General features: G+C 61.2%; 12 protein-coding genes. 8 read left to right on the top strand and 4 right to left on the bottom strand.

The features are described 5' to 3' along the window. Positions 1 to 220 precede the first annotated feature (220 nt). From N4264_RS14900 to N4264_RS14880, 5 genes are all read left to right on the top strand, one after another. Positions 221 to 1,150 (top strand): phage exclusion protein Lit family protein, encoded by a 930-nt coding sequence (locus N4264_RS14900; RefSeq protein ID WP_261693029.1) that lies wholly within the window; start codon positions 221 to 223, stop codon positions 1,148 to 1,150. Between the two features lie 76 nt (positions 1,151 to 1,226). Continuing rightward, a complete protein-coding gene (locus N4264_RS14895; RefSeq protein ID WP_261693028.1) occupies positions 1,227 to 2,501 on the top strand; it encodes a site-specific integrase in 1,275 nt (424 codons plus the stop codon). Between the two features lie 24 nt (positions 2,502 to 2,525). Beyond that, entirely contained in the window at positions 2,526 to 5,558 is a 3,033-nt protein-coding gene (locus N4264_RS14890) for a Tn3 family transposase (protein WP_261693027.1), read from the top strand. Between the two features lie 218 nt (positions 5,559 to 5,776). Next, entirely contained in the window at positions 5,777 to 6,163 is a 387-nt protein-coding gene (locus N4264_RS14885; RefSeq protein WP_261693026.1) for a hypothetical protein, read from the top strand. A gap of 81 nt (positions 6,164 to 6,244) precedes the next feature. Then, positions 6,245 to 6,877 (top strand): BON domain-containing protein, encoded by a 633-nt coding sequence (locus N4264_RS14880; RefSeq protein WP_261693025.1) that lies wholly within the window; start codon positions 6,245 to 6,247, stop codon positions 6,875 to 6,877. A gap of 179 nt (positions 6,878 to 7,056) precedes the next feature. Here N4264_RS14880 and N4264_RS14875 read toward each other — a convergent pair whose 3' ends face one another. The 3 genes from N4264_RS14875 to N4264_RS14865 all read right to left on the bottom strand — a co-directional run bounded on the left by N4264_RS14875 (position 7,057) and on the right by N4264_RS14865 (position 8,900). Then, positions 7,057 to 7,230: a hypothetical protein gene (locus N4264_RS14875; protein WP_261693024.1), complete on the bottom strand. Its 174-nt coding sequence runs from the start codon at positions 7,228 to 7,230 to the stop codon at positions 7,057 to 7,059. Between the two features lie 91 nt (positions 7,231 to 7,321). Then, complete coding sequence (locus tag N4264_RS14870) at positions 7,322 to 7,513, bottom strand: hypothetical protein (protein ID WP_261693023.1); 192 nt, start codon at positions 7,511 to 7,513, stop codon at positions 7,322 to 7,324. 376 nt (positions 7,514 to 7,889) lie between these two features. Beyond that, on the bottom strand, positions 7,890 to 8,900 hold the full coding sequence (locus N4264_RS14865; protein ID WP_261693022.1) for a LysR family transcriptional regulator: 1,011 nt from the start codon (positions 8,898 to 8,900) through the stop codon (positions 7,890 to 7,892). Positions 8,901 to 9,003: 103 nt separating this feature from the next. On the opposite strand from N4264_RS14865, the gene N4264_RS14860 reads away from it, so the two are divergent. Together N4264_RS14860 and N4264_RS14855 are read left to right on the top strand one after the other, a co-directional pair. Then, positions 9,004 to 9,660: an NAD(P)-dependent oxidoreductase gene (locus tag N4264_RS14860; protein ID WP_261693021.1), complete on the top strand. Its 657-nt coding sequence runs from the start codon at positions 9,004 to 9,006 to the stop codon at positions 9,658 to 9,660. Continuing rightward, complete coding sequence (locus tag N4264_RS14855; RefSeq protein WP_261693020.1) at positions 9,657 to 10,046, top strand: MFS transporter; 390 nt, start codon at positions 9,657 to 9,659, stop codon at positions 10,044 to 10,046. The genes N4264_RS14860 and N4264_RS14855 overlap by 4 nt, the downstream gene beginning before the upstream one ends. Here N4264_RS14855 and N4264_RS14850 read toward each other — a convergent pair. Then, a complete protein-coding gene (locus tag N4264_RS14850; RefSeq protein ID WP_261693019.1) occupies positions 9,955 to 10,821 on the bottom strand; it encodes a helix-turn-helix domain-containing protein in 867 nt (288 codons plus the stop codon). The two genes, N4264_RS14855 and N4264_RS14850, sit on opposite strands and share 92 nt — an antisense overlap. A 205-nt stretch (positions 10,822 to 11,026) precedes the next feature. On the opposite strand from N4264_RS14850, the gene N4264_RS14845 reads away from it, so the two are divergent. Next, positions 11,027 to 12,530 (top strand): IS3 family transposase gene (locus tag N4264_RS14845; RefSeq protein WP_261693018.1). Its coding sequence is split into 2 segments (ribosomal slippage): positions 11,027 to 11,448 and positions 11,447 to 12,530, totalling 1,506 coding nucleotides; the frame shifts between segments, so codons are not numbered across the junction. Positions 12,531 to 13,242 lie beyond the last annotated feature (712 nt).

The raw sequence follows: 13,242 nt of genomic DNA, 5'->3' as shown, positions 1-13,242 counted from the left end.
ATAGTCTGCCCTTGTTTGACTCGCCCGGCCTAGGCCTGCGTTTCGCGCAGCACCGGACAATGAGGGCTATTCAGCTATCTAGACCACGGCAAGCGCGACGGCGACCACCTATTCGTCATGACCGAGGTTGGCGGCGATACTTAGTGGCTGCCATCGCGGTATCCATTCACACGCGGTTGACGCCTCGCCTGGAGCTTCGATTTGACGGGAGCCCTTTGCCTTGATCGATCCCACCTACCTGCCGGTGCGGTTGCTTGAGAACAACGTCCTTCACGCATTCGTGAATGCGAATCCAGGAGCCCAACGGCTGTTGCAGCACGCGATCGAACGCCAGCTCTTTCGGCCGGAGGTGGACTATGTCACTGACGGAAACCGTGTGACATACCCGTCGATAAATGTGAACACCCGCATCATGAGGGTCCAAGAAACCCACTTCGCCATGCTCTGGGCGGCGACCTACGGGCTGACGGTGCTGTACGAAGTGGGGGTTCATCAAGCAAAGGTCGATGGCAACTTCACCGGCGACATCGACCTCACGAACCCGCTTTTCCACCATGCGGAACTTGCGATTCAGTGGGCGTGCTCGCTCCGGATCAGGTTCTCCGTTTGGCCTGAATGGCTGGTTACGCCTGCTGCGGAAAGTGCTGTCGATCTGGAAAATCGGCATGCGTTGCTGACCAATGGGATCGCATCTGACGCCATGGCTTCCCTGATGTGGCATGAATTTGCCCATCTGGCCATGGGGCACTCAAATCCAACCAACGATCCGGCAGTGCAGCAGCAGCTGGAACAGGAAGCCGACGACTTCGCCTTTCACGCATTGGTCCCACAGCATGCGACCGAGGACGAGCGCGTACTGAAAGGATGGGCATTGGTGATGCCATTCCTGGCCCATCTCTTGAGTCTCAAGCATCCTTCGGCGATGCGCAGCACTCGCCACGGTGACGTCGATGTGCGCCTGTCCCATGTACTCAGCCGGTTCCACTTTGCGGCTCAGGCCAATCGAGACTATTTTTACGGCTTAGCCGCGGTGGCCGTGACCGCGGCGATGCGGCGATGGAGCATCGATCTCCCCGATGTACCGGATCAATCGATGGAAGAGTTTTTCAACGCGTGCCTTGATCGCCTGGACGAAGTGCTCGAACGCTAGATCCCGCGCCTTCACGATGCACTGTCGCACCGCGGCGGGCCGTAGATGGTGCGCCTATTGGTAGGAACTTCCGTATATGGCTGACGTGCAGAAATATCTTGACGCCGCTACCCGCGAGAATACGCGGCAAAGCTATGCGTCAGCTGTACGCCATTTCGAGGAAGACTGGGGCGGTCACTTACCGACCCACGCTGACGGTATTGCACGGTACCTCGCTGCGTACGCAGAGGATCTGTCGGTCAATACGCTCCGGCAACGATTGGCCGCCTTGGCGCGGTGGCACGCTGAACACGGATACCTCGACCCCACACGATCGGCGCTGGTACGCCAGACCCTACGTGGTATTCAGGCCTTGCATCCGGTCGCGGAGAAGCAAGCGGCGCCTCTGCAACTGAGCGAACTGGGTGCGGTTGCTGACTGGCTGGATACCGCCGCCGCATTGGCCGAACAACGCCAGGACGTGGCGACCCTGCGTCGCTGCCGTCGCGATCGTGCGCTCATCTTGCTGGGGTTCTGGAAGGGATTTCGCGGCGACGAACTGACAAGGCTACGAATCGAGCACCTCACCCTACAGTCTGGAGAAGGACTCAGTGTCTATCTGCCGCGCAGCAAGACGGACCGCAGCAATGCGGGCACTACCGCGAGAATACCCGCGCTTTCACGATGGTGTCCGGTGTCAGCGACGGAGACGTGGCTTGCGCTCATGGATCTGCCTCAAGGGCCATTGTTCCCAAAAATCGATAGGTGGGGAACCCTAGGTTCTGCGCCGTTGAACATCGATAGCGTCATTCCTGTGCTTCGGCGCGCACTAACGCGCGCTGGCGTTACCCAGGCAAACACTTACAGCGGGCATTCCTTGCGGCGCGGCTTTGCCAGTTGGGCCAATGCGAACGGCTGGGACATCAAAAGCCTCATGCAGTACGTCGGGTGGCGCAAGGTCGACACGGCAATGCGCTATGTCGATGCCGACGTGCGTTTCGCGAAGGCAGCAATCGAACTCGGAGTGGGGCGGCTTCCGCAAGCGGTGCCAGAGCTCGCCCCACCACGGTCGGCAACGCCAGCGCAACCGGTCGCACAGTTTGACGTGCGTTTCGCGCTGACCTCCTATACCGAGAGCGCGCGCCGACGCGCCAAAGCGCGTCGCCTTATTGAAGAAGTGTGTATGGCTCGGCACCGCGGGCACCGCGAAGACGCCGATGGGCTGCGCTTTCGGATTCAAGTCGCCGACGACAGCGATCTGGATGACGTCATGGCGACGTTGTTGGACGACATGTACCGCATTGCGGACAACAACGAATGTTACTTGGAAGCCGTTATCAACGAACGCGACGGAAAACGTCACTGGGAATAGCGCTATTCAACCAATAGGGACGCGATGACCAAGCTCGAAGAGACTTCATATCCGCGTTTAAATGCTCAACCCTCTGAAGCCGAAATTCGAAAAAGCTTTTTCGCCTCCGCCGATGAATGGTCCTACGTCCGTAGCCTGGCCCATACAGCGGATGCGCGTCTGGCGGCGCTGTTCCACCTGAAGTTACATCAGCGCCTGGGTCGGTTCGTCACGCTGTCCACTGTTCCCAATGTGATCCTTCAGAAGATCGCGCAGTCCGTGAAGGTCGATCGCGTCCCAACCCTTGCCGCGCTTGATGACTATGACCGTTCCGCCAATAGCCGACGGCACTTGTCGCGGATCCGAGAGTATCGCGGGGCCAAACCCTACGACAACGCGACGGCGGTCTGGCTGGGCACGCTCGCCGAAAAGACCGCCGAAATCAAAAGCCGCCTGCCCGAGATCATCGATGTTCTCCTGGAAGAACTGGTCCATCACAGTTACGACTTGCCGTCCTTTGAAGCGCTAGATCGTATCGCTGCAACCGCTCGCGAAGCGGTTCACGAGCGCTATTACGCAACCGTCGATGGACTATTGACACCGGAGATTCGCAAGATCATCGACAAACTGCTGGAAGCCGGACCTCATAGCACCACGGGCTGGAATTCGCTCAAGCGGGAATCGCGGAAACCCACCAACAAGGAAGTTCGCCAGTATCTGCAGCACGTAGTACGGATGCGCGACCTGGCGTCGAAGATGCCTCGTCTGACCCTGCCTATTCCTAAACACCGCTATTTTCGCGATGTTGCCGGCAGTCTGGATGCCAGCGAACTCCGAAAGCAAAAGCCCTCCAAGCGCTACACCTTCGCGGCAATCTATGTCCGCTCTCAGTTTGCCCGGACACTGGACGACGCCGGAGAGATCTTCGGCAAGATGATCCGAAATCTCGAGAACAATGCGACCACCCAGTTGACCATGCACCAGCTGGAGCACACCGAACGTGCCGAGCGCCTCATTGGCCAGCTCAAGGACGTGCTTGAAGCATTCAACCTTGAGGGTTCTACCAACAACCGAATTGATGCTATTGCCAATTGTCTCGTAGCCGAACCCGAGGAGCTGATTGCCCAGTGCACAGAGCACCTGGCGTACGCGGGTAAGAATTACATTCCGTTTCTGCTTCGCCCGTACGGGGCCGTGCGACCAATACTGCTGAACTGCCTGAACATCATGGGCCTGAAGAGTTCAAGCGATGACAAGGTCATGGAACGCATGATCGATGCCCTCGCGATCTGTCGGAGCTCGAAAGGTGCGCTCCTGACGCCCGACGCACTGGGTCTCCAGTTGCCTGCCGATCTTGAATGGATGAAAACCAACTGGCGAAAGCACGTGCTCGTCAAGGACGCCACCACGCCGGGCGGCATCTTGGTGCACCGAAAATACTTTGAACTAGCGGTTCTCACGCAGTTGAAGGATGAGATTTCGACGGGCGACTTGTTCATTCCCGGAGGCGAGCTGTTCGACGACTTCCGAGAGCAAGTCGTTGATGACGCCACGTTGGAGGCGGAACTGCCAGAGTACTCTGAAGTGTCCAATATGCCGGATACGGCGGCCGAGTTCGTGAAGCGCCTAAAAGCCGAGCTGACAGCCGTCAGCGATCGTGTCGATGCCACTTTCCCCGACAAGACAGACGCGAAGATTGTCGACGGCGTGGTTGTGCTGAGCCGCCTCAAGCGACTTCCCTTGGTTGATGCCATCCGTGATCTCGATCGTGAGGTGACCGAGCGCATGATCCCAACGACCATCGTAGATGTGCTCATCGAGGTGAGCAAGTGGCTCGGCATTGAACGGCACTTCAAGCGGTTGGTGGGGACGGAGGGGCGAATCGATGACTTGCTGCGTCGCGTGGTCCTTACGCTCTTTTGCTATGGCTGCAATCTTGGGCCCACGGATCTCGCTCGATGCGTCAAAGGGATGTCACGTAAGCAAGCTGCCTGGCTAAATCTCAAATACGTGAACGAGGAAACACTGCAGCGCGTGATCACGGATGTCATCAACGCCTACAACAAACTCGAATTGCCGAGCTATTGGGGCCCCGGCGTGTCAGCGTCCGCCGACGGTAAGAAGTGGACGATGCACGAAAACAACCTGATGTCCGAGTACCACATTCGCTACGGCGGATACGGTGGCATCGGCTATTACATCGTATCGGACACCTATATTGCGCTGTACTCACGCTTCATCACGTGCGGCTCCTACGAGGGGCACTACATCCTGGACTGCCTCATGGGCAACAGTTCCGATATCCAGCCGAACCAGCTGCACGGAGATACGCACGCGCAGAACTATGTCGCTTTCGGGCTGGCACCGTTTTTGGGCGCAAAGCTTATGCCACGGATCCGGCGATTCAAGGAACTTAACCTCTACAAGCCGTCGTCAGGAAAGCGCTACAAGCACATCGAGCCGCTGTTCCTTCGAGCGATCAATTGGTCCTTGATCGAAAGGCATTACCGAGACATTCTCCGTTTTGCAGTATCAATCAAGTTGGGAAGGATCAGCCCATCCACGATATTGCGGCGGTTCAACAACAAGAGCCGACGGAACAAGGTACATGACGCTATGCACGAAGTAGGGGCGGTGTATCGGACGATCTTCTTGCTCGAGTACATCGAAGATCCACAACTGCGTAAGACGATCAGCGCTGCAACGAACAAGAGCGAGGCATTCAATCAGTTCATCAAGTGGGCGTTCTTCGCCAACGAAGGTCTGATTGATGAATCGATCCGTCATGAGCAGCAAAAGCTGATCCGCTACAACCATATCGTCGCCAACATGCTGATGTACCACAACGTGCAGGAAATGCAGCGCGTCCTGGTCGAGTTGCGAGATGAAGGCTGGGAAATAACGCCAGAGATGGTTGCAGCTCTCGGACCATACCGTACTGGTCACATCAACCGGTTCGGCGTTCATGACGTCGATGTGAATCGCTCAGTCGAACCGCTGGAAAAGGCTTCGCAGATCCTCTTGTCGAGCACTCTTAGGCATAGCCCCCGACCGGGGCGGACCGAACAAGCGGCATGAGTTGACTGGAAGGCTGGTAGGTGATCCAGCCTTCCAGTTCAACCACTTATGCGCTAAGTGAGCGTTTTGGAGCAAATGTCGGCCGTCCCTCCACATGGGATCACGTACCCGCCAGGGACCGGAGAGATCGGGTGGTCTAGCGTACAGACGGCGCTCCGGGAACAGCCGTAAGCTCGGACATGGCGAGCGCACCGCGTCATCGCCGACAGGAGAGCATCATGAGCACACCGCGACCCGGGCAGCATGCTGAAAGCGACAGAATGGACCGCCAGCGCGAGATGCGCGAGTACAACGTCCACTACGATGGCTGTAGCTACGAATACAACGGTTACCACTATGACTGTCTGCACGACGCCCTCGCATACGCACGCCTCATGCGATCTCGGCCGCAGCAGCCAGATCCGCGAGGCCCCTATCGCCCTTGTCGCGACCCGGGCGTGGAATCGGAGACCGACAAACGGCACATGGCTGCGCTCGGCATCGAGCTCAAGGATGGTCGCTACTGCTATCGCGGCTTCCGCTACGATCGGCTGGTGGAAGCCGTGGACTACGCGCTGCTGGAACAACGTCGAGGCGATACCACGCAACATGCGACAACGCCGTGAACGAAGCTCGGCGGCCGGCACTTGATGTTTTTGGCGACCAACAGGTGACACAGCGCAACGCCAGAACAGCCATGGAATGACATGAACCTGTCCCGCTCAATTCCGACGACCTCTCAGCTCATCGCCATCGCGCTCGCATTTTGTGGTGGTTTAGCAACGGAGGCGCTCCACGCGCAGGCGACCACGCATTGCGAAGCACTGATTGGCGATCAACACGTCGCCGCAGCGATTGAATCGCGCCTGAGGGCAAGCTCACGCATCCAGGCAGATGACATTGTCGTCGTCGTTAGGGCCGGCATGGCGGAATTGCGCGGGGTGGTGCGCAGCGAGACGCAAAAGCGGCTCGCCGAACAGATGGCGCGCGACATCAAAGGCGTAGACCATCTGCGCAACCAACTCGATGTCGTCGACTGGCCGCCTGTCACCGATCTGGCTCGCGGCGAGGCCTCGCGACGCGAAGGTGCCCACCGATCGCGCCAACTGCGTAGCGACTTCTGGATAACAACGACGGTTGAGAACACGTTGGCGCTATCGCATGGCGCCGACAACTGCGAGATCGTCGTCCGCACGCGTGACGGCATCGTTGTGCTGCAAGGCATCATGGCTTCGCCAGAGGCACGCCGCATGGCAATCGATCTCGTCGCAGGCACCTATGGCGTGCGTAGCGTAGACGCCGCTGCCTTGCTCGTCGCGGTGATCACGAACGCACACTGAGGATTCGCTGCAGGGCAGGGGGCAAGCGATCACGCCCTGAGCGCGGCGATCGGCATGCCGACATGCAAAGTGCCGCGCTCGGGATGATCGAAACACGGCGGATGGATACCGTGGTCGCCATACGCGCATCCTGCCGAAATGCCAGAGAGCGGCTCTCCGCCTGGCCAGCGGCTCGTCGCCTAGCTGACGCGCACACCGCGTCGCGGGCGAATTCCTGTCGCGCTTGCGGCTTTCGGCGGTGCAGGGGCGTTGTTCTCGCGCCAGATTGCACTATCGCTCGTCGGCTTGTTCTGCTGCGAACGGAACCAGTGCAGCAAGCGTGTCCATTTTTCGATGATGAAAGTGTTCTTCATGACGATCCTCCAGGGATCAACGTACTGGCGTCAGGCGATGGGCCGCTTTGGCATCGCGACCGCTCAGGTCTGAGCCTGAGCGGCGGCGATTTCAACGCTTGCTGTGGCGATTGTCGTTGTCCACCGGCGCGGAGTGCGAAGAACCAGGTTCAATGTTGCTGGGCGGCAGATTCCTGACCTTGGCGCCGGTCTTGTCAACCACGTCCGATGCTGGGACGCTGGTCAACGCCGTGCGCGATTTGTCGGTGGAAGTCCACTTGCCGGGCGTATTGGGCTTTTTCATGGGGTTGCTCCTGAGTGCCATCCTTGGCCTGTTTCTTCCGTGGGTGAAACACAGCAACCGGCGTGGCCAGTTGCGACGAGGCGTACCGGAGCCCGGCACATCTGTGTTCAGGTCGTTGGACGTCGTGGCACGCCAGAAGACGGCGCTGTAGACGTGAGAATCGAGGCGGGACGACATCGTCGTCGGTGAACTCGACAGGAACCGTCGTCGTTCGGAGGGAGCAGATCAACTATGCGCCAGTGGACGTTAGCTGGCCGTTACGATTCGATGTGTAGTAATTTTGAATTTGGCACACCTAGCCTGACCTTCACGCACTGCATGGCTCCCGGCTCAGCAGCAACCGGTGGCGAGGCTGCACCGCCAGCACGGTGTGCGTCTACATTGGCTGCGGCAAGTCGCCGGCACTTGCGCCGGGCAGCGCCGCGAAGTAGCGCTTCAAATGGGCCAGCGCGTCGCGCACCTTGGCCTCTTCGCCATCGCGCCTCGGGGTGACAGCCCACACCGGCAGCGTAGGAAAGCTCCAGGCGGGCAACACCTGCACCAGCGCCCCGCGTTGCAGCGAGGGCAGCACATCGGCGTGCGCCAGACGCGCAATGCCTAAGCTGTGTTCGCACATCTGCTGCAGCGCCACCTGGTTGTTGCTCACGATGCGCGACTCCACCACGATGCGCTCGCGCCGCCCCTCGGCGGCCTGCAGCAGATCCAGCGGCATCTGCACGGCTTGCGACAACACGCCGATCGCGCCCTTGGCACTGGCGGTGCCGCTGGGTGCGGGGAAGGTGTCTTGCGTCGAACCGGCCGACGCCTCGCGGCCGAGAGACATCCATTGATGCGCCATCAACTCTGGCGGCGCGGCGGGCGTGCCGTAGCGGCTGAGGTAGCCAGGCGAGGCGCACAGGATCATCTTCAGGTCGCACAGGCGCCGCGCGACCCAGCTCGAATCAGGCATGCGGCCGACGCGAATGGCCACGTCTACGCGCGCTTCGATCAGGTCGATCATCGCGTCGTCGACCAGGAGGCGCAGCCGCAGTTGCGGCGCCTCTGACAGCAGCGGCGCCAGCGCCGGCGCCACGTGGTTGACAAAACCCACGGGCGCCGACACCCGCAGCTCGCCCGTCGGCGCGTCGCGCGCTTGCTGCAGCGCCTGCGCCGCGGCGCGCGCCGCTTCCAGCAGGCGCTTGCAATGCGGGTAGTAGCGTTCGCCCGCTTCGGTGAGCGCGAGCTTGCGCGTCGAGCGGTGCAGCAGCGTGACGCTGCTTTGCTGCTCCAGCGCGCGGATGACCTGGCTCACCGCCGAAGGGCTCATGCCCAGCCGCCGCGCGGCCGCGCTCATCGAGCCGGCGTCCACGGTTTCGGCGAAAACTGCCAGCGGCTTCAAGTCGTCCATCTATAAGCCTTGCTTCAAGGTGATAGTGATTTTGACCGGCTTATCACGCCATTGTGAAGCCGACACCATGGTGCCACGTCTACTTACTCGTGATACCTGCCTTATGAAAATCGCCCTGATCGGTGCCACCGGATTTGTCGGCACCGCCGTACTCGCTGAGCTGCTCAACCGCGACCACCAGGTCACCACCCTGTCGCGCGACGCCGCCAAGCTGGCGCCCCGTCCGGGCTTGGTGGCTCGGTCCGTCGATGTCTACGACCCCGAGGCGGTGACCACCGCCGTGCGCGGCCACCATGCGGTGGTTTCGGCCTTCAACCCCGGCTGGAACGAGCCGGAGCTGTATGCGCTGTTCATCAAAGGCGCCGCCGCGATCGAGCGCGGCGTCGAAGCCGCCGGCGTGGAACGCTTGCTGGTAGTTGGCGGTGCCGGCAGCCTGTACGTCGCACCGGGCGTCCAATTGGTCGACACACCTGAATTCGCCCAGCACGTGCCGGCCAACATCGTGCCCGGCGCTCGCGCCGCACGCGACACGCTGGCCGCGATGCAGCGCAACACCAAGCTGAACTGGACCTTCATCAGCCCGCCGGCTTTCCTGGTGCCCGGCGAGCGGACCGGCAGCTACCGCGTCGGCGGCGACCAGCTACTGATGGCCGGCGAGCAACCCGCCGGCATCACAGTGGCCGACCTCGCGGTGGCAATCGTCGACGAGATCGAGCAGCCCAAGCACGTCCGCGCTCGCTTCACCGTCGCGCGGCCATGAGCGGCCGCCTTACCCCGGCGGCTGCCGCCGGGCCCGCGTTGGCGGCGGACACGGAACTTGAGCGCGAGCGCCGCTTCTGGCCGGCCATCTGGGCGCTGGGCGTGGGCGGATTCGCCATTGGCACCGGCGAGTTCGTCATCATGGGCCTGCTGCCCGAGGTCGCCCGCGACCTGGGCACGGCGATTCCCGAGGCGGGCCATGTGATCAGCGCCTACGCGATCGGCGTGGTCATCGGCGCGCCGGTTCTGGCGGTGCTGTCGGCACCGTGGAAGCGCCGCGCGCTGCTGATGGCGCTCATGGCGCTGTTCGCCTTAGGCAACGTGGCCAGCGCACTGGCGCCTGGCTACGGCTCGATGATGTCGGCGAAAGGCCCGTCGCGGCCTTGAACACACGATAGAAGCTCGATTCGGCGTTGAAACCGCATTCGAGCGAGATCGCCAGTACCGACACGCTGCGGTAGTCGGGATCGAGCAGCTTCCGCTTGACGGCCTCGACGCGGAACTCATTGACGTAGGCACGGAAGTGCTTGCCCGAGCCTTCCTTGATCACACGGGAGGTTTCGGTCGCGGTCAAACCCAGGCGTTGCGCGACGGTGTTCAGATTCAGATCGGGATCGGCGAACAACTGCGTGGTCTGCATCAGGGCCTGCAGCTTCTGGAAGGCATCATCGGTGCCCGGGTCCGGCCGGGCAGGCAGGGCAGGCGGGGCGGGCTCGGTCGTCGCCTCCGGAAACTGCGGCAGATCCTTCAGCCGGAAGCCGACGATTCCGACCGTGTAGACCAGCACGACGTAGAACGCTTGGGCCGCATGGCTGAACACCCCACGGTCGCCGAGCCCAAGAAGGTGCTCTGCTGAAAAGCTGACCAGGTTGACGACGGCCGTGACCAGTGCCAGGGCCATGACGGTCTTCAGCAGGCGCAGCAGATCCGCGAACCGCTCAGGCAACCAGTGCTCGATGCGGGCGTAGTAACGACTGACCCGCGACCAGATGAGCCCCGCCAGCACGGTGTTGATGCCGATCGTCAGGTAATCCTCGATCCGCTTGAACTGCCAGTAGTGCCACCGCCCGGCGACTGCATCCATCTGCGGGACGCCCGATTCCCCGATAGCCGCCGCGTAGACGAGCACGGAATAGCCGATGAAGATCGCCCACGGCAGCAACCAGGCGAACGCACGACGGATCGATGCGGCCGAGGCTGCCGTGAGACTCAGCGCGTACAGGTAGAACAGCGGAAAGATCGCCAGATCGAAACTGAGTGGCAGCCGCCGCAGCAACCCATGCGCTTCAAGCCCGGCCGCGTGCCCCCTTACGTCAGACTACTTGTCGCCCCGATAGAATCGTACCCCTGGGGCGAAGGACAAGAACGTGGCTCGATACGGAAAGGCGTTTAGGGACCGGGCGGTAGCGCGATTGCTGCCGCCGGAAAGTGCGGACGTGAATGTGGTGTCGCGCGAGATCGGCATCTCGGCGGATACATTGGAGCGGTGGCGCGCAGAGGCGCTGGCCAGTGGCCAGAAGAACGGCGGTTGGACAGCCGGAGCGCGCTTTGAGGCATTGCTGACGACGGCGGCAATGAGCGAGGAAGAGAAGAACGCGTGGTGCCGGTCGCAAGGGCTGTTTCCGAGCGAGTTGGCGCAGTGGCGTGCTGCCGCGACAGGAGCCCTGGAGCGGCCGGACGCTGCACAGCAGGTGCCGTCGGAGCGGCGTCAGGTGAAGGAGCTGGAGCGCGAGCTTCGTCGCAAGGAGAAAGCGTTGGCGGAGACGGCAGCACTGCTGGTTCTGTCAAAAAACTCGAGGCGATCTTCCCCAAGGACGCGGACGAATGATCGCGATGGAAGATCGCCGTTGGATGGTAGAAGCCATTGATGAGGCGCACTGTAGCGGTGCCCGCCTGAGCGTGGCGTGTTCGCTGGCCGGGATCGACATTCGCACGCTGCAGCGATGGCGCCGCGACGGTGGGTTGGAGACCGGTGACCGTCGCCCGATGGCCGTGCGGCCTGTGCCGGCACACGCACTGACGTCGCAAGAGCGTGCAGCGATTCTGGAGATCGCCAACGAACCACGATTTGCCGCCTTGCCGCCGGCGCAGATCGTCCCGCGACTGGCTGATGAGGGCCGCTATGTCGCCAGCGAATCGAGTTTCCATCGCGTTTTGCGCCATAACCAGCAGACCACACACCGCGGTCGCGCGAAAGCGCCAGAACGGCGCAGAGAACCGACAACCCATATTGCCACCGCGCCCGGCCAAGTCTGGTGCTGGGACGTGACCTGGTTGCCGTCACGCGTGAAAGGCCAATGGTTCTATCTCTACCTCATCCTGGACATCTACAGCCGGCATATCGTCGGTCATGAGGTTCAGCAGGTCGAATCCGGTGAGCACGCCGCCCACCTGGCTAAACGCGTCGCGCTGGCCGAAGGCGTGCACACGGCACTGAACAAACCCGTCCTGCATGGCGACAATGGTGCCAGCCTGAAGGCAACGACAGTGCTGGCCATGCTGCAATGGCTTGGCATCGCGCCTTCGTACTCACGTCCGCGCGTGAGCAACGACAACGCGTACGCCGAGTCACTGTTCCGAACCGCCAAGTACCGCTCCGGATATCCGCCGGAAGGATTTGGCGACATCCAGGCCGCTCGTCGGTGGGCAGCTGACTTCGTCCATTGGTACAACGGCGAGCATCGGCATAGCGGCATTCAGTTCGTTACGCCAGCCCAACGTCATCGTGGCGAGGACCATGCCATCTTGCGTGCCCGTCACCACCTGTACGAATCGGCGCGAGCACAGAATCCGCGTCGATGGTCTCGCGGTGTTCGCGACTGGTCGCCCACGGGGGCCGTGACGCTCAATCCGGATAAGGTGGTCAATTGATCAAAGCAGGCGACAAGTAGCTTGACGTGTACCGATACCGAGAGGGACGAAACAAGCTGGCACATGGTGAGGAGCCGGGGCTGCTTGAGGATCTAAGCCAAACTCGACGACTCGGCGACGACCTTGTGATCGCACTGTTCGCGATAGTCACACCAACGATTGCTAACTTACTCACCCCCAACTCGCGGGCGTTTGAGACCGGCGTCGACACATTTCGGCTATTGAAAGCGAAGTTAGAGTCGGTCCGAACGTCCGCTCATGGCACGAGCGGAAGCACCTCATGAGCGCATGTCGGCAACTGCGGGGGCAGTCACTTGTTGCAGTTGCATCGGATCATCTTCAGTCACGAACCTGCGGCGGAGTACCGGCGACGCCAGAAAAGAGTCCGCGCCGAAGGCATACGTCATTCCGAATGTGCGTAGTACATAGCGGCAATCCGGGGAGAGCACTTATCATGACGATTGAGGATGCTGCATGGCTTTGTGCGTGCTGCGAGGGGGAGGCGCCGTGTAACTCTCCGGCCTGCGTACGAATGCCCCTGGGCTTCCCATGATGACTCGCCGTTGGGCCATTAATTCCAATGACAAACTTGTTCCATGCAGATCGATGCTGCGGGTCGGGTCCGTGTCTGCGCCTGATGGTGGGGCAGGTGGGTGCGTACAATTAAGAAGCGATCGCGATAGCGGCTGCTTGGTTCAAGCGTCGGAGGCCA

This window comes from Tahibacter amnicola (assembly GCF_025398735.1).
Classification (GTDB): Bacteria; Pseudomonadota; Gammaproteobacteria; order Xanthomonadales; family Rhodanobacteraceae; genus Tahibacter; species Tahibacter amnicola.
Note: the sequence above shows the minus strand (reverse complement) of the source record. Positions and strands in the feature narration are given on the sequence as shown.

Coding starts and splice junctions, on each gene's coding strand:
- N4264_RS14890 (WP_261693027.1), top strand. CDS start 2,526: ATGACCAAGCTCGAAGAGACTTCATATCCGCGTTTAAATGCTCAACCC.
- N4264_RS14880 (WP_261693025.1), top strand. CDS start 6,245: ATGAACCTGTCCCGCTCAATTCCGACGACCTCTCAGCTCATCGCCATC.
- N4264_RS14895 (WP_261693028.1), top strand. CDS start 1,227: ATGGCTGACGTGCAGAAATATCTTGACGCCGCTACCCGCGAGAATACG.
- N4264_RS14875 (WP_261693024.1), bottom strand. CDS start 7,230: ATGAAGAACACTTTCATCATCGAAAAATGGACACGCTTGCTGCACTGG.
- N4264_RS14870 (WP_261693023.1), bottom strand. CDS start 7,513: ATGAAAAAGCCCAATACGCCCGGCAAGTGGACTTCCACCGACAAATCG.
- N4264_RS14885 (WP_261693026.1), top strand. CDS start 5,777: ATGAGCACACCGCGACCCGGGCAGCATGCTGAAAGCGACAGAATGGAC.
- N4264_RS14860 (WP_261693021.1), top strand. CDS start 9,004: ATGAAAATCGCCCTGATCGGTGCCACCGGATTTGTCGGCACCGCCGTA.
- N4264_RS14865 (WP_261693022.1), bottom strand. CDS start 8,900: ATGGACGACTTGAAGCCGCTGGCAGTTTTCGCCGAAACCGTGGACGCC.
- N4264_RS14855 (WP_261693020.1), top strand. CDS start 9,657: ATGAGCGGCCGCCTTACCCCGGCGGCTGCCGCCGGGCCCGCGTTGGCG.